Origin of the sequence: Vibrio bivalvicida (assembly GCF_001399455.2) — a bacterium.
GTDB lineage: Bacteria > Pseudomonadota > Gammaproteobacteria > Enterobacterales > Vibrionaceae > Vibrio > Vibrio bivalvicida.
Map to the genome: position 1 here is coordinate 87,397 of NZ_LLEI02000014.1, position 19,698 is coordinate 107,094.

The following is a 19,698-nucleotide window of genomic DNA, read 5'->3' on the forward strand; positions in this document are numbered from 1 at the left end:
CGTAAAAAAGCCGCTTCATTGGTATGAAGCGGCTTTTTATTATCAACGGAAAGAGAGACTTACTGTTCTTCTTTCTTCTCAGCGGCTTTCACTGCGATCGCTAGCTCTTCAAGTGCTGCTGGGTTAGCCAGGCTTGGTGCATCGGTAAGTAAGCACGACGCGGCTGTTGTTTTAGGGAATGCAATAACATCACGGATATTCTCTGTACCACATAGCAGCATAACTAGGCGGTCAAGACCGAATGCTAAACCTGCGTGCGGTGGCGTACCGAACTTCAATGCTTCGAGTAGGAAGCCAAACTTGAGCTGCTGCTCTTCTGCTTCGATACCTAGAATATCGAATACAGCCGCCTGCATTTCAGCATTGTGGATACGTACTGAACCACCACCAACTTCGTAACCGTTTAGAACCATGTCGTATGCGTTTGAGTTCGCAGCTGCAGGATTCGATTTTAGCTCTTCTGCTGTCACACCTAAAGGCGATGTGAATGGGTGGTGCATTGCATGTAGGTTACCTTCGTCATCTTCTTCGAACATCGGGAAGTCAACAACCCATAGCGGTGCCCATGCAGACTCATCTGTTAGCTCTAAGTCTTTACCTAACTTCAGACGCAGCGCGCCCATTGCTTCTGCAACAGTGTGTGATTTGTCTGCACCGAAAAGAATAATATCACCAGACTCAGCCTGAGTGCGGTCGAGAATTCCATTGATCACATCTTCGTTAAGGAACTTAGCCACTGGAGATTGAACACCTTCAGCACCGGCTGCACGGTCATTAACCTTCATCCATGCTAGGCCTTTCGCGCCGTAGATACCTACGAACTCTCCGTAGCCGTCAATTTGTTTACGAGTTAGAGACGCACCACCTGGAACGCGGATCACTGCAACGCGGCCTTTTTCGTCGTTTGCCGGACCAGAGAACACTTTGAACTCAACGTCTTTTACTAGATCAGCAACGTCAACTAACTCTAGTGGGTTACGTAGGTCTGGTTTGTCAGAGCCGAAACGGCGAATCGCTTCAGAGAATGGCATCACAGGGAATTCACCTAGGTCTACGTTTAGTAGCTCTTGCCACATGTCACGGACCATTTTCTCAGTGGTTGCACGAACTTCGTCAGCTGTCATGAAAGACGTTTCGATATCGATCTGAGTGAATTCTGGCTGACGGTCAGCTCGTAAGTCTTCGTCACGGAAACACTTAACGATTTGGTAATAACGGTCAAAACCAGACATCATTAGCAGCTGTTTGAATAGCTGTGGAGACTGAGGAAGTGCGTAGAAGCTGCCTTTGTGAACGCGGCTTGGTACTAGATAGTCACGTGCACCTTCTGGCGTTGCTTTTGTTAGTACTGGTGTTTCGATGTCTAGGAAGCCGTTGTCATCTAGGAAACGACGAACAAAGCTAGATGCTTTAGCGCGAAGCTTAATGCGATCGCTCATTTCAGGACGACGTAGATCTAAGTAACGGTATTTTAGGCGCTGCTCTTCTGTATTCTTCTGGTTGAAGTCTAGAGGCAGAACGTCTGCACGGTTGATGATCTCAAGGCCTTTAGCGATGATCTCAACTTCACCCGTTGCCATATCTTTGTTTACTTGACTATCGGGACGAACGCGAACTTCACCCGTCAACTTGATACAGAATTCATTACGCAGCGTGTTAGCCACTTTGTACGCATCAGCCATATCTGGATCGACAACTACCTGAACAACGCCTTCACGATCTCGCATATCAATAAAAATAAGACCGCCTAAATCACGGCGGCGGTTAACCCAGCCGCAAAGTTCTACAGTTTGTCCTGCAAGGGACTTGTTCAGGTGACCACAGTAATGGGTACGCATAATGAATTTCCCAATCTCTTAAAATTTGTTGATTACTATCTATCGGTGTTAAGTTTACCGATAGAGCAAAGTTCCATTTATACGCTGAAAGTGTGTCGAGATCGACTACCCAGCGTACAATTTATTGCGATTTATTATCTATTGATGCTTTTTAAACCAACAAAGGCGTAAAACAGCAGCAATATGAAAAATTGGCGCTGATTATAGCCCTAATCTGGGCAGTTCGGCAAAACTCTCGTTCAAGCGACGAAAACAAGACAATGTAACTGCGAATATGGATGCTTTACCCATCAGACTAGGACTGACCATGTGGTCACACAACAATTGGCAGCAGAGCTTTTATGGCACTGGCACCAAGCCCAATGAAAGATTGGAAAAATACGCCAGTGTCTTTCATACCGTTGAAGGAAACACGACCTTTTACGCTACGCCAAACAGTGTCACCGTCAACAATTGGCGAGCGGCAACACATGATGATTTTCGTTTTACTTTCAAATTGCCGCAAAGCATCACCCACCAGCAAATGTTACGCGGTTGTCAGGCCGAGTTAAAAAGCTTCATGACGATAATGGAGCCTTTGCACGAGCGCATCGGCCAGTGGACAATACAGTTGCCCGCCGCATTTGGACCAGACCACTTAGAGCGCTTGAAACAGTTTTGTGCCCTGTTTCCACCTAATTACCCTATCGGAGTCGAAGTTCGCCATCCGGCTTTTTTTGCCAAGGACGATGTAGAGCGAAAGCTCAACTCTTGGCTTGTAGAGAAGGGGTACGATCGCATTATAATGGACAGCCGCCCTGTATTTGCCGCGAAGCCAGACAACGAAGCCATTATTGATGCTCAACAAAAGAAACCTAAAGTACCCGTTCATGCGATTGCTACTGCCAGTCATCCTATGGTTCGTTTTATCGGTCATCCTCAGGAAGAAAAAAACTACGATTTCTTTACCCCTTGGCTAACCAAGCTTCCCCAGTGGATTGAACAGGGCAAGCAGCCCTATGTGATGATTCATACTGCAGACAATATCGTTGCCCCTGAATTAGCTGCAAACCTCTATAAGCAGTTGCAATTAAACGTTAAGTTACCAGACTTAAATGCCTTTCCTACATCAGATGGCAACACACAGATACAGATGTTTTAGAACCAATTACTTCAAAGCATGACATAGACGTGAATTTCTCTTAAAATACGCGCCTTTTTAATCGCTGTAGCGCGCGAGATAAACGTTGTTTCGTGCTGAAGAGAACTAAGTTATGAACCCTAAGAGCAATCCAGATACTATTTTTTCGGCTCCAATCGATAAAATTGGGGATTTCACCTTTGATGAACGTGTTGCGGAAGTCTTTCCTGACATGATCCAACGCTCAGTACCCGGTTACAGCAACATTATTTCTGCTATCGGCATGTTGGCTGAACGCTTTGTAAAGCCACATTCAAAGATTTATGACTTAGGCTGTTCTCTCGGTGCGGCAACGCTTTCAATGCGACGTCACATTAATCAGGAAGGCTGTCAGATTATCGCCGTGGATAACTCGTCAGCCATGGTAGAGCGCTGCAAACTGCACGTAAACGCTTACCGCAGTGACACATCTGTCGATGTCGTTGAAGCGGATATTCGTGACATCGAGATCGACAACGCTTCGGTTGTAGTGCTGAACTTTACGCTGCAATTTCTATCACCAGAAGATCGCTATACTTTGCTAAAAAAAATCTACGCAGGCCTTCGCCCTGGAGGGATTTTGATTGTGTCAGAAAAGTTTGTCTTTGAAGACCAAGCCTCTAACGAGCTACTGATCGATTTACACCATGACTTTAAACGTGCCAATGGCTACAGCGAACTTGAGATTAGCCAAAAACGCAGTGCGATTGAAAATGTCATGCGCCCAGACTCGAAAAAAGAACACAAGGAACGTTTCGCCAAGATTGGCTTTAGTAGCTACGATGTCTGGTTCCAGTGCTTTAACTTTGGTTCTATGTTTGCGATAAAATAGCGAGAAGCGAGAAGCGAGAAGCGAGAAGCGAGAAGCGAGAAGCGAGAAGCGAGAGAAGTGTTGGTTAGCGCTTATCTCGTGTCAAATTATTAATTTATTATCAGTGAAAAACTATGTTTAACTTTGCCAATTTTTATCAGCTAATTGCCACAGACACACGCCTTCAGCCTTGGCTCAATGTATTGCCTCAACAGCTAACCGATTGGCAAAATGCAGAACATGGTGATTTTGGTCGCTGGCTTAAGGCGCTTAACAAAATCCCGGAAGGTCACCCTGACCAAATTGACATAAAAAATGCAGTTTTGCTTGCTAACGATACACCTTTTCATAGTGGTGAACTAAAAAAACTCGAAAGCCTACTGCGTACCTTCCACCCTTGGCGAAAGGGACCGTACACTGTGCATGGTATTCATATTGATACCGAGTGGCGAAGCGATTGGAAGTGGGATCGCGTATTACCACATATCTCACCGCTAAAGAACCGCAGCGTACTGGATGTCGGTTGTGGCAATGGCTATCACATGTGGCGCATGCTTGGTGAAGGTGCTCGACTTACCGTAGGTATTGATCCTTCACATCTATTCTTGATCCAATTTGAAGCGATTAGAAAGTTAATGGGTGGTGATCAACGCGCACACTTACTCCCACTTGGTATTGAACAACTACCGAAGCTTGAAGCCTTCGATACTGTATTTAGCATGGGCGTGCTGTACCACCGCTGCTCACCACTTGACCACCTTATCCAACTTAAAAACCAGTTGGTCTCAGGTGGCGAACTAGTACTAGAGACACTGGTCATTGAAGGTGATGAAACCTCGGTACTTGTACCTGTAGACCGTTATGCCCAAATGCGTAACGTCTACTTCTTCCCATCCGCGAAAGCACTCAAAGTATGGTTAGAAAATGTTGGCTTTGAAAATGTTCGCATTGTCGATGAGAACATCACTACGACAGATGAACAAAGAACAACAGATTGGATGACGCACAACTCTCTGCCCGACTATCTAGACCCGAATGACCCAAATAAAACCGTTGAAGGTCACCCTGCACCTCGTCGTGCCGTCTTAGTTGCAACGAAACCATAAAGAGTTGCAACGAAACCATAAAGCAGTCGCGAATTGACAGAGAGTTAACTCATCTCAAACGAGAAATCGTTTCTCTTTGACACAATCCCTCATACAATACCAAGGATGCCCAACATCCTTGGTTTTTTATACGTATTTGTTCATCAATCACTATTTGATGACAGAGAATGAACAACTGCTTGTTTATAGCAAAATGAGTACGCTAAACTACTTATTTATCTATTGTTTTAATTACTTTTAGGTTTATCAATGTTGACAAGATTTACCCCTATCGTAGTAATGATGTTGCTGTCTGGCTGCACTCTTACGAATAGCGAGCAATACCACCAAGAAACATTAGCCGCAATCAAAGCCTCAGAGGCAAATCTCACCAACCAGTACACAAACCTAAACTTACAGTTAAATAATCAGTCCGACTATGTTGAAAGTCTCGAAGAGCAAGTTCATGAATTAGAACAACAACTATTGGCTTTTAAAGCAGAAACATTAGAAGCCGTGCGTAAAAAGCCCGAACCTATTGTCATTCCAGCTTCAACTCAGACTGAACCGACTCCAAGCCATGAAATCGTGCTTGGTGAAGTCGAAAAAGTCACCATAGATTCAATAAAACAATCCTTTGATGCTCGTGTAGATACCGGAGCGGCGACCTCTTCACTCAATGCAATAGATGTCGAGCAATTTGAGCGCAATGGGAAAAACTGGGTACGTTTTCATCTATCCAGCAGTGACACCGAACCTAACGATTCAAGCTGGATTGAAGCCCCTATCATACGCTTTGTAAAAATCCGCCAATCGACCAACGAAGAAGTAGAAAGACGCGCTGTTGTAGAATTGTGGGTCAAACTCGGAAAAATCCATGAAAAAGCGCAATTTACCTTGGCAGATCGATCGCAAATGAGTCATCCTGTACTCTTAGGTCGCGAGTTTATCCGTGATATCGCAGTGGTTGATGTAAGTAAGAAATACATACACACGGAAGTTCCCCAGAAATAATAAGGTAGCGTAAGCTTATGACGTCTAAAATCCCCTTTTACATATCAGTTGTATTGATTATCGTAGCTGGTATCGCTTTAAGTATCTTTCGTCACCAAAACTATGGTGTTCCATGGACGCCAGGTGAGGCTCGACAGGTTTGGGATATCGAAGCGCGAATTGAATTTAATGGCCAAGGTAAGCCTGTTAAAGCCTCTTTGGCAGCACCCCATACTCAGACTGGATTTACTTTAATTAACGAATCCTCTTCTTCTCCTGGCTACGGTATCTCATACATTCAAACCGATACTGGGCGCAGGGCTGAGTGGTCTATCCGCAGTGCAACCGGCCCACAAACTATTTACTACAAAACTCAATTTCTTGTTGACCCGCAGGCAAATGTCGAGCCAATAGAGCCAAGCGAGGAGATAACTTCCCCTACATTCGATGGGCCTGTCGAAGCGGCTGCAGTTGCACTCATTGAACGTGCTAACGAGCGTTCTGCTGATGACATTACTTTCACAAGAGAGCTAATAAAATCACTCAATGATTCTGATAGCCAAAACTCATCATTGATTCTCAACCGCATGACGAAAGTTGACGCTGTCGATAAGATCCTCGCTTACGCGAAGATTCCAAGCAAAGTAGTTGGGGTTATCGAACTTGAAGACGGTCGCCGCCGTCAAACTATTCAGCAGATGAATCATGTTTGGGACGGTAAAAACTGGATCTTGTTTAATCCAAATAATGCCAACCAAGTCATCAAAGAGAACATCCTCGTTTGGGATGAATCAAATGTTTCGTTATTGGATTTGATTGGCGGTCAAAACAGCCAAGTTCACTTCTCAATGATTGCGCAAGATGTGACGCCATCACAAGCAACTCAAGATAAAGTCGAAGCTGACGGGCTATTAAACTTCTCAATCCATAGCCTGCCACTTGAAGAACAAGCAATGTTTAAAACCATTATGCTTATTCCGATTGGTGCACTTATCGTCGTATTCTTACGCGTTATTATTGGCCTCAAGACTTCCGGTACCTTTATGCCTGTGCTTATCGCAGTTGCCTTTGTACAAACACAGCTAGTCACAGGTATCGTTGGTTTCTTATTGATTGTCGGCACAGGCCTGGTGATACGAAGTTATCTCTCCAAGCTTAACTTGTTACTCGTAGCGAGGATCTCTGCGGTCATCATCACAGTTATCATGATCATTTCTGTGTTTACTGTTGTCGCATTCAAGATTGGTTTAACTGAAGGTCTTTCGATTACCTTCTTCCCAATGATCATCCTGTCGTGGACCATAGAACGTATGTCGATTCTATGGGAAGAAGAAGGTGCTAAAGAGGTTGTTTTGCAAGGTGGCGGTTCGCTACTAACCGCTGTACTAGTTTACTTAGCAATGACTAACCCGTTCATTCAGCACCTAACGTTTAACTTTATTGGTCTGCAGCTAATTGTCTTGGGTGGTATTCTACTGCTAGGTACTTACACAGGTTACCGCTTAACAGAACTTCGTCGCTTCAAACCACTTGCGGAGGACTAAACATGCTTTCACGTTTTACCTCGCAATTTACCTCTCCCGGTAAGCTTCACCATAAAGGTATTATGGGGATGAACCAACGTAACCATAGCTATATTGGGCGCTATAATGACCGCTCAAAATACCCGTTGGTGGATGACAAGCTTAAAACAAAGATTATTGCCCAACAGCATGGCGCAACAACACCTGAACTTATTGGCGTTATTAGTAGCCAAGTTGAAGTAAAAACCATTCATAAAATGGTGAAGGACTGGCCTGGTTTCGTCATTAAGCCTGCTCAAGGTAGTGGTGGTAAAGGTATCTTAGTTATCACATCTCACAAAGATGGCATCTATACCAAGCCTTCTGGTGCGACGATCAACCAAGAAGATGTTGAACGTCATATCAGTAATGCGCTAGCTGGGCTCTTCTCACTTGGTGGTAAGAACGACGTTGCTGTTGTTGAGAATTTGATTAAGTTCGATAGCTGCTTTGATGGCTTTAGCTACGAAGGTGTTCCTGACGTGCGTATTATCGTCTTCAAAGGCTACCCTGTAATGGCAATGATGCGTTGCTCAACTTCAGCCTCAGATGGCAAAGCCAACTTGCACCAAGGCGCAGTGGGTGTTGGCATTGATATCGCTACAGGTCGCGCGGTAAGAGCCGTGCAATTTGACCAGCCGATCACTCACCACCCTGACACCGGTAAAGAGCTATCCACTCTACAGGTTCCACACTGGGAACGATTATTAACCTTAGCTTCTAGCGCTTGGGAAATGACCGGACTTGGCTATATGGGCACTGATATGGTGTTAGATAAGGAAGAAGGCCCTATGGTACTTGAGCTTAATGCTCGCCCAGGATTAGCGATTCAAATTGCTAATGGTGCTGGCCTTTTACCTAGGCTCCACCACATAGAAAATCTGGGGCTAGGCATCGAGTATCCAAAACCTGCCGAACGCGTCGCTTATGCGGCAAGGCAGTTTGGTATATTCGCCAAAGAAGTGACAAGCTAAGGCTTAAATGACGAAAACCCGCGATATGCGGGTTTTTTAATGTTTCGAGCCAAACAATCAAGCTGAACTGAGGTTTGTGTGATTGGTACACAAACCATATTTCGACTTGATCTTATCAGCCACTTTTTCGGCAATCATTATCGTTGGTGCGTTGGTATTTCCGCCTATCAACGTTGGCATAATTGAGGCGTCTACCACTCTTAGACTCTCTAAGCCATAAACAGAAAGATTATTGTCTACAACCGCCAATGGGTCTTGCTCTATCCCCATTTTGCAAGTTCCTACCGGATGATATTGGGTGTCAGCACGATTACGAATATCTTGCTCAATACTATTGTCATCAATTACATCTAATGGGTAAAAGCTCTCTCTACGAACATCATCAAACGCTTTACTTTCTAGCATTTTATACTGCTTTTTCCACGCTTTTATCATCACGTACATATCGTCAGGGTGACTAAAGAAAGCAGGGTCAATGCTTGGCGGATCATAAGGATCTGTACTTTTTAGTTTTACAGTTCCCCTACTTTTAGGTCGTAGTAAGGTGACATGACAACTAAAGCCATGACTTGTATGAATTTTCCGCGCATGATCATCTACAACGGCAACAACAAAGACAAACTCCAGATCGGGCACTTGCACATCTTCAGCCGAGCAAAAAAAACCAATCCCTTCGGCATAGTTACTGGTTAGCTTTCCACTTCGGTATTTTCGCCACTCAGGAAGCGCTTTACTTATGTCTGCTGCCATTTGCAGTGAAATACCAAAAGTCGACCTTTTGGCGCTGCATTTATAGGAGTGAATCAGATCAATGTGATCTTGTAAGTTCTCACCTACACCAGCAAGCTGATGAACCTGATAGATACCGTGTTTATCCAGATCTTTTTTAGGTCCAACACCAGAAAGAAGCAAGATCTGTGGTGACCCAAAAGCTCCTGCCGATAAGATCACCTCTTTTCTGCACTTAATCTGGATTCGCTTACCAGACAGACCATATTCCACACCAATAGCGCGTTTATCACGAAACAGGACCTTATGTGTTGTCGCTTTGGTGATTACAGTAAGATTCGGGCGGGACAAGTTAGGAGTCAGGTAGGCTTTCGCTGCACTGCATCGCTCACCATTATGTTGCGTCACTTGGGTTGCCATTGCCCCCAACTGTTCAGCACCATTTATATCTTCATTTCTTGGAATGCCGATAGATTCACAAGCCTGAAGGTATTTCTCTAACATCTCACTAGGTGAGCGGAGGTTGGCGACGTTGAGCGGCCCGCCTTGACCATGATATTCATCATGATAAATTTCGTTATTTTCAGACTTTTTGAAATAGGGCAAACAGTCATCAAACCCCCAGCCTTCATTGCCTAAACTCGCCCACAAATCATAATCATAGCGGTGCCCACGCGCATACATCATGGCGTTGATTGAGCTTGAACCACCTAAGGTTTTTCCGCGTGGCTGGTAGCCCTTTCTTCCATTCAAACCAGCTTGAGGAACCGTTTCGAACCCCCAGTTATTGTATTTTGTCGGTAGCATTGCTACTGCGCCAACTGGAGTATGAATAAGCGGGCTAGTATCTTTGCCACCAGCCTCAAGCAAGCAGACACTAACTGCAGGATCTTCTGTCAGTCGAGCAGCTAATACGCAGCCCGCTGAACCACCACCGACAATAATAAAATCATAGCTGTCCATCGCTTTCTCCAATCAACTCACGAAATTCACACCCTGTTCTACTTTCTTAAGCTTGGGTCTGGCTTACCAACAAATAACCGCACAGCCAGTTTTTGAATTGGATTACCATATGGCGGTGTGAATAGTTCAATAGGAAACCACTTACGCATGTAAAAAACACTGCGTGCATGACTGAGTTCGCGAAACCCTTCTTCACCGTGGTAGTTGCCAATACCCGAATGACCTATCCCACCAAAAGGTACGGAATGATTAAGTACATGCCAGCCCCAGTCATTGATGGTGACACCACCACTATGAGTATTTGCTAGAAATTTTTCACGTTGCGATTTGTCATCACTAAATAGATAGCAAGCCAAAGGTCTTGGACGCTCAGTGATGTAATCAATGACTTGATCCAAGTCTTGATAGCCATGCACTGGAAGAAGCGGTCCAAAGATCTCTTCTTGGCAAATACGCATATCTGGTTGTAAGTTAGTTGCAATATACAGAGGTGTCTTACGCCCTTCCCCATCCTCGAGACACTTGGTGATGATCGCACCTTTTTGTCGAGCATCATCTAACAAGTCATGAAAACGTTGGTTTTGAGCTTCATCGACCAATGCCGTATAGTCCGGGTTACTCTCTAGTTGCCCATACATTTCTTTGTGGGCATGAGACACTGCCGCTACAAACTGATCGACATTGCTTTGCGGTACAAACACGTAATCAGGCGCAATACAAATCTGTCCTGAGTTAAACCCTTTGCCATGGGCAATACGCCGAGCTGCGCGCTCAACATCATAATCATCAAACACAATCACTGGAGACTTGCCTCCTAGCTCCAATGTCACTGGTGTTAGATGAGCTGCGGCATTAGCCATAATGGTTTTTCCGCTGTTTGGTGAACCGGTAAAAATAAGGTGATTAAAAGGGAGATGGGAAATACCCATCGCCTGAACATGATTCCCTTCCACAACACGCACCAAATCAGTTGCGAATACTTCCCCTAACAAAGCCGTCAGCACTATAGTCGTCTGGGGGCAATTTGGTGGCATTTTAATCATGCAGCGATTGCCTGCAGCTAATGCAGTGATAAGAGGACCGACAGACAAATAGATCGGAAAGTTCCATGGACAGATGATCCCAACCACCCCCTTTGGCTGATATCGAACCTCTAGCTTATTACCTTTGAAAAGCCACTCCGTAGGACGGCGGCTTGGCTTCATCCAACTTCCAATGTGACTTAACACGTGATTGATATCTAGTATAGGTGCGAGTACGTCGGCCATAATAGACTCAGTATGGCTACGCCCACCAAAGTCTTGACTCATCGCATCGGCTAACACATCTTGGTAACGCGAAAGCTGCTTCTTGAGCGCTTTTAATCGCTGCTTCCTGAGCGCTAGACTTGGTGAGGGTTCATTTTGGTAAGCTGACTGGAGTTCACAGAACCATTGCATTAATTCATCATCCGTTTGTCCAGAGTCTGGTTTATGTTGCCCAGCTAAACGGGTTGCCATCACGTTCATTTTTGGTGCCTCACTTATAGCAATGCCTTATTACAACATCTCATTAACATCTAACACAGGTGGTAGAAAGACATAAATCGGTGAAATTCGGACACAATTAACAGATTGAACTACACTAGTCACGCTATAAAAGAAAGATCACCAGCGGTAGCAACCTAAGGGAAGAGAATGGAATATAGTGCGGTGTACGAACCAGACATGCAAGCCAGTGGTATTCTAGATGTTCAGTTGTTAACAAGGTATTTAGAAAATCGCTCTCCAATACAAGAGTTGCTTGAAGGAAGCGATATCTCTCCCATTCAACTCTACAGCCCTGAAACTCATATTACCCTAGCGCAAAAACTCATCGTGTTTAGCAACGCAATCCGCCTATCTGACGAGCCGGATCTAGGTTTAAAAGTCGGGCAACAAGCTCGATTCAGTGATTTTGGTGTTTTGGGCTACGCAGCCTTTAGTAGCAGCACTTTACTTGATGCCTTGCTACTTGGGTTCAAGTATCTGCGTCTTGCCGGCCCAGTATTGAGGAAGAAAATGCAAATCGAGCAAAATCGCGGCTATTTTCGTGCAGAACAAATGATCGAGTTAGATACGTTATTGCCGTTTTGCTGTGAGTATTGGCTCGCCGCTATCCTCAATCTATGTCAAGAATTGATGCAACAGCCATTTCCTTCTCAACACCTTAAGTTCCCCTACCCTCGGCCTGAATACGGTGATGCTTATAGCAAGGTGTTCCACTGCCCTATTGAGTTTGATAGTCAAGAGTTAGAATGGCAGTTTGACGCCAGCAGATTGTATGATCCTCTGCCTTCTGCAAATACAATGACATTACAGATGTGTTTAAAGTCATGTGATGAGATGTTGGCTCAAGTCAGCCGTTCACCGAGCCTAAAAGACAAGATTACCCAGATATTTGTCGAGAGACCAGGTAGTTATCCGTCAATTGAATCACTTGCCTCTGAACTAGGTATGTCGTCACGAACCCTACGTCGACACCTTAGAAATGAAGATACGAGCTACCAACAAATACTCGATACCGTCCGATTTCGCCTCGCAAGGCATTACCTTATTTCTACACGATTAAATATTGAAGAAATCTCAGAACGCGTTGGCTTCTCAGACAGTGCCAATTTCCGCCACGCTTTTCGCAAATGGAGTGGCAGCTCACCGCGAAAGTATCGTACTAGCGCAACTAATACCAAATAGTGTCGACGCTATCGACAGCCATCAGCTTTAAAAATGTTTTACTGACAAACATACGCTTTTATATGGGTATCACACATTGACTGTCATTTTTTGGATTAACCGATCACATCGTTTATCTTAGTGGGGCTTACTCCCCCAAGCATATAGGTGACTGTTATGAAAGAACTCAAATACACACCCCCACCAAACATCGATGAATCCAATCATCTAGAAGAAGAATTAAAACGTATTTCCGAAAAATCTTTTGAGGCACTGAATGAACTCGAAAGACTTGTGGAAAAAGGGTTAGCTCTTGAGCAAGAAAAATAGCTAGAAAAGAAAAGTCCCGACGCAATCGCGCCGGGACTATTCGATTTAAGGCGTGAACCTAAAAACGTTAAAGAGTCTCGATGAATGCTTGCGCATCACTCCTTGTTTTCGGTTCTTGACCGAAGCCTCTTAACCCAACCACATGCACATGCTCATGATCTTTGAACACTTTACGTACAAGCTTGTAGGTGGTTCCTTTCTCTGGGCTAATATTCTCAGGTGCTGCAATCAAAAGCTGCATGTCTAAACGGTCACACAATTCAAATAGCGTCGAGATTGACTTAGCATCAAGACGTGCTGCCTCATCAAGAAACAGCAGACGACAAGGAACAATATCTTTGCTACGTAGGCGGCGTGACTCTTCTTCCCAGCTTTGTACCACCATGAGAAGAATCGACTGACCGGTACCAATCGCTTCACCTGTCGATAGCGCGCCAGATTCCGCTTGTAGCCAACCATCAGAGCCACGATTAACCTCTACACTTAGTTCAAGGTAGTTGCGGTAATCCAGTAGCTCCTCACCAAGCACCTGTGGAGAACGCTGCCCCATATCAATATGCGGGTTAACACGCTGGAACAATTTCGCCATTGCTTCAGAGAAGGTGTAACGTGGCGACTCAAACAAATCTTTATGTTGCTCTTGCTGGGCAGACAACCCGTGAAGAAGCACTTCGTGGCTTTCACGAATCTTAACGTTTAAGCGCACACCTTTAACCTGACCAAATGAGATGTTTGACAAGCCTTGGTTAAGCATACGAATACGGTTTTGCTCACGCTGAATCGTCTTCTTAATAATGCTTGCCACAGATTCAGAGCTGATCGCCAGGCGGTTTTCACGCTGAGTCAGTTCTTCTGTTAGACGAGCAAGCTCGACCTCCATCTCTTCGATGGCTTCAACTGGGTCATCGGTGCGGATAATATCCTGACGGATACGCTCTCGTAAGTGCTGGTAAACAGCGATATAGAACAGTACCTTACGCTCTGGGCGTGCGTTGTCTTCAGACAAGCGAAGCGCGTCACGTAAGTCTTCGTTATCGGCTACGGCTAAACGAAGCGCACCGAGTGACTTATCCGACATTGAGCGTAGCTCGTTGTCAGACATATAAGCTAGTTCGCGCTTATGGAGACGACGCTCTACATCGTTCTCACGAGCCAAACGCAGTACAGAACACCAACCTGCTTTTGCAGCCACAACGAAAGTACGCAGTTCAATGTACTCTTTCTGCACCTTCTTCAAACGCTTAGCCAGCGACTTCATCTCTAGCTCAGTGGAAGTAATGGTACGCTCATATTCGCTCTTACGTGAGCGAGAAGTATGTAAACGCTCCTGAAGCTCATCACGACGACGCATAGCACGCTCTGCCGCGCCTTCATCGGCTGTGACACCGTACTCTTGAAGTTCTTGTTTAAACTCTTGGACCGTTTCGAGTTTGGCTTGATGCGAACTCTTCAATGACGCCAACACTTGATTGTATTGGTTCATTTGACCTTGCGCTTGCTTAAGCTCATCACGAGAGCGAGTACGCGCACGCTCTGCTTCAACCAATTTCGCTTTTAACTGCTCGCTTAGCTCACTGCTTTGATTAAGCAAGTCAACCGAATCGGCGTAGGCAAAGTAATGACGACGCTCAACAAGATCAGACAGAGCAAAGATCTGTTTTTTCAATTGCTGAAGTTTTTGATCAGCTGCTTGATACTCCGCTTCTAGCGCATCAAATTGCTCAGGGTCAGCATCAAGTGCTGAAACGATCTTCTCTAGCTCAGCGATCGCTTTGCTGTGATTGGTGACGAATGACTTCGCTTCGGTTAACTTGGCAAGATTCTGTTCTAACTCTTCAAATTGAGCAGATAGGGCATCATCTTCAATCAGCGCCATGTTCGGCGCGATTTTATCTAACGCTGCTAGTGCTTGCTTGCTACCTAGTAATTGGCTGCGCTGCTGCTGCTCTTTAGCATCGAGATCAGCTAGAACACGCACAAGCTGATTACGCTTGTCACGAATAGTTGCCAGAGCTTGTTCAGGGTCTGATTCAAACGCTACCTGAATATGTTTAGCGACAAAGCTGTTGAATGCTTGGTACATACGCTGAAGTTTCTGCGAGTCGAACGCCGCTTTTGCATGCTCTTCAACCACTTCTTCACGCTCATCACGCAATAGCTCCAGACGTTGCTCACGCGCTGCTCGACCAAATAGAGGAATATCAGGCAAACGAGAGTAACGCATTTGGCGGTCGTTCATACGCACGCACACAGCGCCTTCAAGCTCTTCTGCATCGAATGAGCTGTCATCAAACGCGTCTATGTCACCTTCAATGATGTAAAGGTCTTCTGGGCAGTCATCTAGCTCTACCAACTTCTCTTCAATACCAGAGAGATCGGATACCACAATCGCATGACGCGCCGGACCGTACATTGCGCTGAAATATGGTGCATCACCAATTGTGATGTCATCGTAAATTTCAGACAGCAACACGCCACCAAGTGTGTCAGCTAGCCCTTTCAAACGTGGGTCATTGGAGCCACCAGGGGACGCTAAGCGCTCAATTTCACCTTCAAGTTGAGTACGGCGCTCTGCCAACTTATCTTTAGCAACAGACTGCTTCTTCTCTTCTTCCAGCACAACCTGCATATGACTCATTACAGACTGGCTATCGTAAAGGTCAGCACCACTTTGCTCACGAAGAGACTCAAGTGCATCATGCGCAGCAATCCAAGTTGGCGCAATTGCCTCTAGCTTTTTGATTTCCACCGAGGCGTCTTGTTCCAGACGGCGCTGTTCACTGCGCTGCTCACGAACCTCTTCTTGAGACATCTCCAGCGATTCAATTTGCATCGCATGACGCTCACGCTCTTGCTCAAACACAAGTTCGTCAGTCAGTTCAATATGGTGCTGCTTTTGATATTCACCAACCAGTTCTTGAGTCTGACGCTGCTTATGCAAGCGGCGCTCTACATCGCGATGCTGGGCACGCCACTGCTGTTCATTTTGTACCAGTTGCTGCGCTTCTCGGCCTTGTGCAATTGCCGCTTTCGCTGACTGAGACGCTTGGTTACGTTCAACATTGCCAACTATGCTCTTGACCAGTTTTAGCGCCGTTTCAAACTGCTCTGCTGCCGCAGAAGACATATCAAGCTTGTGCTTAGTAGCCAGTAGTTCATTGGTGCTTTGCGCTTCGTTGTCTTTTAGCTGCGTAACCAAAACCTGCGCTGACTCGGCGGTTAACGCTTCATCTTGGAGTAACTGCTTCGCTTTCTCTAATGCTTGCACCGCTTGTTGATACTGTAGCGCTCGCGTTTGTTGAACATCCAGTGCTTGTTGGTAGTCAGCAAGCTGAGTTTTCAAGCTGTCGACTTCTTCCTCAGAAACCGTCGCTTGTTCTTCAACCATAAGCACACGTTCTTGCGCTTCTTCCACCACCATCATCTGCTCTTCAAGACGCTCTTGCAGCTCTTCAAGATCTTCTTGGTAGCGTTCGATTTTCTCTTGCTGACGCAGTGCATTTTGCACTAACTGCAAGTGGTCTGAAGCCGCTTGATAGTCTTGTTCTAACGATGACTCAGACTCAACCAGTAGCTCCAACTCTTCTTGCACGCGGTTAAGTAGGTTGTTTTGTTCTAACAAAGTTTCACGCGAACTAAACAACTCAGAGCGCAGTGACAAGGTCTGCTCAAGCTTGTTACGTCGATCATTAGCATGACGCATGTAGTCTGCGGCCACGTAGTTAGTCGATTCAGTGATTAAATGCTTGAACAGATCGCGATCAGCCTGGGTGGTTTTAATCGCCTCAAGTGTCATGCGGTTTTCGCGCAGCGCGGATTCCATATCTTGGAAAGCTTTTTTAACACCGCCGTTTTGTGGCAACAGGTAGTCTCGCAGTGAGCGAGTAATCGCGCTTGAGATACCACCGTATAGTGAAGCCTCAATCAAACGGTAGAACTTGGAACGATCGCTAGAATTACGTAGCTTCTTCGGAATAACCCCAAATTCAAACATCTGTGAGTGGTAATCCACAATCGAAGAAAATGCTTTGAACTGCACACCTTCAAACTCGCTAATGGCTTGTTTGACTTCATTGACCTGGCGAACACGCGCTTGAGTATCTGACACACTTTCAATCAGAACATCAGTTGGCTTGATATGACTCGGTAAACCTTGAATCACAAATGGCTTAATGTCGACTTTCTTATCTCGACCCGCGACCTGCTGCAGCTTAACCGCAAATAATAAACGTTGGTTGCGCGAGTTCACGACATCCAAAGCGGCGTAACAAGCACCGGCTTGTAATTTACCGTATAAGCCTTTGTCACGCGAAGATTGACTGCTGCCTGCTTCGGTCGTGTTACGGAAGTGAAGTAAGGTTTGATCAGGAATCAACGCGGTAATGAAGGCCGCCATGGTAGTTGATTTACCTGCACCGTTACCACCAGAAAGCGTGGTGACTAGGCCATCAATATCAAAAGTACGAGCAAAAAAACCGTTCCAGTTGACCATGGTTAGCGATTGATATTTACCTCTTTCAATCATGCTTCACCCTCTTCCATCATTTCTTGTTCAGCGTTGTCGTCGCTGTCAGTTTGTTCTAGTAAGCTACCCTGGCTTGGCTCTTTGGTATGCACCACAGCTTCGCCATCACGAATTAGACGTAGCTGCGCTTCACGCATGTCATCACCCACACGCACGTCCGCACCAAAGCGAAATACCGATTCACTGATGCTGAATTTACCTGTTTCACCAATATTGATGATCATGCCTAAGCGGCGCAGGCGGCGTAGCGACGTACGTACTTTCTCAAAGAGCTTCTCTTTGTCTAAGTCGGAACCTGTTGCACGATTGGTTACTAACTTCATTAGCTTCGCTTCATCGGCAAGTGCTAATAGCTCTTCATACAGCTCTTGGTTAGTAAAGATACCTTCATGAGCCAAACGCTCTGGGCTTAGATAAAGAAAACACAATACCTTACCCACCAACATATCAAGCTCTGAAAGCACACTGCGACCAATCAGTGACGTAGAACGCGGTCGCAAGTAGAAAAAACCTTCCGGCGCTTTCACTAGTTCAGTGTTGTAACGTTGGTAGAAAGAGGACAACTCAACTTCGAAATCTGACAACATTGCATGGTTATCAAGATCTTCGCTTGAGATGTGACGCCCTGCTCGCAGCATGCTGTCTAGCGCTGGGAACAAAGGGTTTGAAATTGCTTTTGCCAGATTGTCTGACATGTATTCATTAATATCGGTCGATGACATTTGCTTGTACCTTTGCACCAAATTCGTTGATCGCTTGCCAGTCTGGTTGAATGGCCTGGTAGTCAGACTCTGAGTAGCCTAGACGCACCGCTTGGTCGATAACAATTCGTGCTAAATCAAAATGATGAGTTTGAGGGTGCTGTGCTAGGTAATCACGTAACACGAACCCCAGATCAATTGGCGCGCCTTGCTCTTTATGAACTTTAAGCATACCAGCTATGCGATCTGACAATTCATCATTGACCTGTTGAAACTCTTCGTATTCCACTTCTAGTGGCACTTGGCCGGTTACTTCATCGTCTCTCAGTACCAAAGCCTCATCACGAAGATCAGTTAGACGCTCAGCATCTGCATATGTCAGATACCAAGGCATATCGAAATATTCTTTCACCGATTGGCGTAGACGAGAACTGAATGCTCGGTTCTTATCCATATCAATCGCAGTTCGAATAAATTTGTGAACGTGGCGGTCATAACCGATCCAAAGATCGATCGCTTGCTGACCCCAACTGGTGATTCGGTCTAGCTTCATTTGCAGCCCAAACAGGGTTTCCGCAATAAACTCTAGTTCGTCATCACCATAAACGAGCTCTTGGATATCGAGAATCTGTGTTTGTAGCTCGTCACCCGCGGCTTGCAACGTATCTTGTAGCTCTTTTAGCGTATTAGATGTTTCAGAAAGCAGCGCTTCACAGTTGTTGATCGCATCGCGCCAATCTTTGTTTAGTAGCTCTGCGATCTGAATCTTAACCGACTGCTGCTGCTCATCCATAACACGCTGGTTAAGATCGATCTGATCAAAGATCTCACCCACTGAGTACTTAAGCACGCCATAAACGTTTTTACGCCAATGACCCGCAGTCCCACCTTGACGCGCAGATTCAATCGCCTTCGACATTTCGTCAGCAACCATTGAAAGCTGGATAGAGAGCTTAAGTTTAGAAAATTCGCGGTGACGAACGTAGTAGTCCGTTATACCGATAGCTAAAGGAGAAAGACGATAAATACTCGCCCCTTCAGTCACTTCACTGGTGAAACGGCTAATGAGCCTTTGCTTAACCATTTCGTTAATCGCGTTGTTGGCGCGAAATGCAGACGCATCACCTGTTTCTTCAAATAGTCGGGTAACAATAGTAAACGCATCATGCAGTTCACCCTCACCCAATTCTTCATCAAACCTTTCATTACTGAGCACAGCAATAGCGATCAAAAATGCCAGTCGCTCTGTTGTCAGGTTCAATGAGAAATCCTGCTGCTTTACCCAACCGACTAGTTCATCAATCGGTTGTTCAGCATTTAGAGTCATCTCACTCATTG

14 protein-coding genes are annotated in these 19,698 nt (G+C 45.5%); 8 read left to right on the top strand and 6 right to left on the bottom strand.

Annotated features, from left to right (window positions below):
* Nucleotides 1–59 precede the first annotated feature (59 nt).
* Nucleotides 60–1,838 carry an aspartate--tRNA ligase gene (gene aspS, locus APB76_RS02240; RefSeq protein ID WP_054961399.1) on the bottom strand — a complete coding sequence of 593 codons (1,779 nt, stop codon included), beginning with the start codon at nt 1,836–1,838 and terminating at the stop codon, nt 60–62.
* A 274-nt stretch (nt 1,839–2,112) separates the two neighbouring features.
* Here aspS and APB76_RS02245 point away from each other — a divergent pair, with 274 nt between their 5' ends.
* The 6 genes from APB76_RS02245 to APB76_RS02270 all read left to right on the top strand — a co-directional run bounded on the left by APB76_RS02245 (nt 2,113) and on the right by APB76_RS02270 (nt 8,422).
* Nucleotides 2,113–2,979, top strand: coding sequence for a DUF72 domain-containing protein (locus APB76_RS02245; protein WP_054961398.1), 867 nt, complete (start codon nt 2,113–2,115; stop codon nt 2,977–2,979).
* Nucleotides 2,980–3,091: 112 nt separating this feature from the next.
* Nucleotides 3,092–3,829 (top strand): carboxy-S-adenosyl-L-methionine synthase CmoA, encoded by a 738-nt coding sequence (gene cmoA / locus APB76_RS02250; protein WP_054961397.1) that lies wholly within the window; start codon nt 3,092–3,094, stop codon nt 3,827–3,829.
* A 113-nt stretch (nt 3,830–3,942) separates the two neighbouring features.
* Nucleotides 3,943–4,914: a tRNA 5-methoxyuridine(34)/uridine 5-oxyacetic acid(34) synthase CmoB gene (cmoB, locus tag APB76_RS02255; RefSeq protein ID WP_049846821.1), complete on the top strand. Its 972-nt coding sequence runs from the start codon at nt 3,943–3,945 to the stop codon at nt 4,912–4,914.
* A 249-nt stretch (nt 4,915–5,163) separates the two neighbouring features.
* Complete coding sequence (locus tag APB76_RS02260) at nt 5,164–5,907, top strand: ATP-dependent zinc protease family protein (RefSeq protein ID WP_049846820.1); 744 nt, start codon at nt 5,164–5,166, stop codon at nt 5,905–5,907.
* Nucleotides 5,908–5,924: 17 nt separating this feature from the next.
* Entirely contained in the window at nt 5,925–7,430 is a 1,506-nt protein-coding gene (locus APB76_RS02265) for an inactive transglutaminase family protein (RefSeq protein WP_049846819.1), read from the top strand.
* Nucleotides 7,431–7,432: 2 nt separating this feature from the next.
* Nucleotides 7,433–8,422, top strand: a complete 990-nt coding sequence (locus tag APB76_RS02270; protein WP_049846818.1) for an alpha-L-glutamate ligase-like protein — start codon at nt 7,433–7,435, stop codon at nt 8,420–8,422.
* A 57-nt stretch (nt 8,423–8,479) separates the two neighbouring features.
* Here the strand turns inward: APB76_RS02270 and APB76_RS02275 are convergent, their stop codons facing one another.
* Nucleotides 8,480–10,114 (bottom strand): GMC family oxidoreductase, encoded by a 1,635-nt coding sequence (locus APB76_RS02275; protein ID WP_054961396.1) that lies wholly within the window; start codon nt 10,112–10,114, stop codon nt 8,480–8,482.
* Nucleotides 10,115–10,152: 38 nt separating this feature from the next.
* Nucleotides 10,153–11,622: a coniferyl aldehyde dehydrogenase gene (locus tag APB76_RS02280; RefSeq protein WP_049846816.1), complete on the bottom strand. Its 1,470-nt coding sequence runs from the start codon at nt 11,620–11,622 to the stop codon at nt 10,153–10,155.
* 168 nt (nt 11,623–11,790) lie between these two features.
* Between APB76_RS02280 and APB76_RS02285 the strand changes: the two genes are divergently transcribed.
* Both APB76_RS02285 and APB76_RS23055 read left to right on the top strand, forming a co-directional pair.
* Entirely contained in the window at nt 11,791–12,825 is a 1,035-nt protein-coding gene (locus tag APB76_RS02285) for an AraC family transcriptional regulator (protein WP_049846815.1), read from the top strand.
* Nucleotides 12,826–12,981: 156 nt separating this feature from the next.
* Complete coding sequence (locus tag APB76_RS23055) at nt 12,982–13,134, top strand: hypothetical protein (RefSeq protein WP_167350309.1); 153 nt, start codon at nt 12,982–12,984, stop codon at nt 13,132–13,134.
* Between the two features lie 67 nt (nt 13,135–13,201).
* On the opposite strand, the gene mukB is transcribed toward APB76_RS23055, so the two are convergent.
* From mukB to mukF, 3 genes are read right to left on the bottom strand one after another with little or no spacing between them, the layout of a single operon-like run.
* The gene (gene mukB, locus APB76_RS02290; RefSeq protein WP_054961395.1) at nt 13,202–17,659 is read right to left on the bottom strand and encodes a chromosome partition protein MukB; all 4,458 of its coding nucleotides are present in this window, start codon (nt 17,657–17,659) and stop codon (nt 13,202–13,204) included.
* Nucleotides 17,656–18,381: a chromosome partition protein MukE gene (gene mukE, locus APB76_RS02295; RefSeq protein ID WP_049846813.1), complete on the bottom strand. Its 726-nt coding sequence runs from the start codon at nt 18,379–18,381 to the stop codon at nt 17,656–17,658. Before mukE ends, mukB begins: the two co-directional genes overlap by 4 nt.
* On the bottom strand, nt 18,362–19,696 hold the full coding sequence (gene mukF / locus APB76_RS02300; protein ID WP_054961394.1) for a chromosome partition protein MukF: 1,335 nt from the start codon (nt 19,694–19,696) through the stop codon (nt 18,362–18,364). Before mukF ends, mukE begins: the two co-directional genes overlap by 20 nt.
* Nucleotides 19,697–19,698: the final 2 nt, after the last annotated feature.

What these genes read in the sequence shown, in the direction of transcription:
- aspS (WP_054961399.1), bottom strand. Translation starts at nt 1,838, where the DNA reads ATGCGTACCCATTACTGTGGTCACCTGAACAAGTCCCTTGCAGGACAA.
- APB76_RS02245 (WP_054961398.1), top strand. Translation starts at nt 2,113, where the DNA reads ATGGATGCTTTACCCATCAGACTAGGACTGACCATGTGGTCACACAAC.
- cmoA (WP_054961397.1), top strand. Translation starts at nt 3,092, where the DNA reads ATGAACCCTAAGAGCAATCCAGATACTATTTTTTCGGCTCCAATCGAT.
- cmoB (WP_049846821.1), top strand. Translation starts at nt 3,943, where the DNA reads ATGTTTAACTTTGCCAATTTTTATCAGCTAATTGCCACAGACACACGC.
- APB76_RS02260 (WP_049846820.1), top strand. Translation starts at nt 5,164, where the DNA reads ATGTTGACAAGATTTACCCCTATCGTAGTAATGATGTTGCTGTCTGGC.
- APB76_RS02265 (WP_049846819.1), top strand. Translation starts at nt 5,925, where the DNA reads ATGACGTCTAAAATCCCCTTTTACATATCAGTTGTATTGATTATCGTA.
- APB76_RS02270 (WP_049846818.1), top strand. Translation starts at nt 7,433, where the DNA reads ATGCTTTCACGTTTTACCTCGCAATTTACCTCTCCCGGTAAGCTTCAC.
- APB76_RS02275 (WP_054961396.1), bottom strand. Translation starts at nt 10,114, where the DNA reads ATGGACAGCTATGATTTTATTATTGTCGGTGGTGGTTCAGCGGGCTGC.
- APB76_RS02280 (WP_049846816.1), bottom strand. Translation starts at nt 11,622, where the DNA reads ATGAACGTGATGGCAACCCGTTTAGCTGGGCAACATAAACCAGACTCT.
- APB76_RS02285 (WP_049846815.1), top strand. Translation starts at nt 11,791, where the DNA reads ATGGAATATAGTGCGGTGTACGAACCAGACATGCAAGCCAGTGGTATT.
- APB76_RS23055 (WP_167350309.1), top strand. Translation starts at nt 12,982, where the DNA reads ATGAAAGAACTCAAATACACACCCCCACCAAACATCGATGAATCCAAT.
- mukB (WP_054961395.1), bottom strand. Translation starts at nt 17,659, where the DNA reads ATGATTGAAAGAGGTAAATATCAATCGCTAACCATGGTCAACTGGAAC.
- mukE (WP_049846813.1), bottom strand. Translation starts at nt 18,381, where the DNA reads ATGTCATCGACCGATATTAATGAATACATGTCAGACAATCTGGCAAAA.
- mukF (WP_054961394.1), bottom strand. Translation starts at nt 19,696, where the DNA reads ATGAGTGAGATGACTCTAAATGCTGAACAACCGATTGATGAACTAGTC.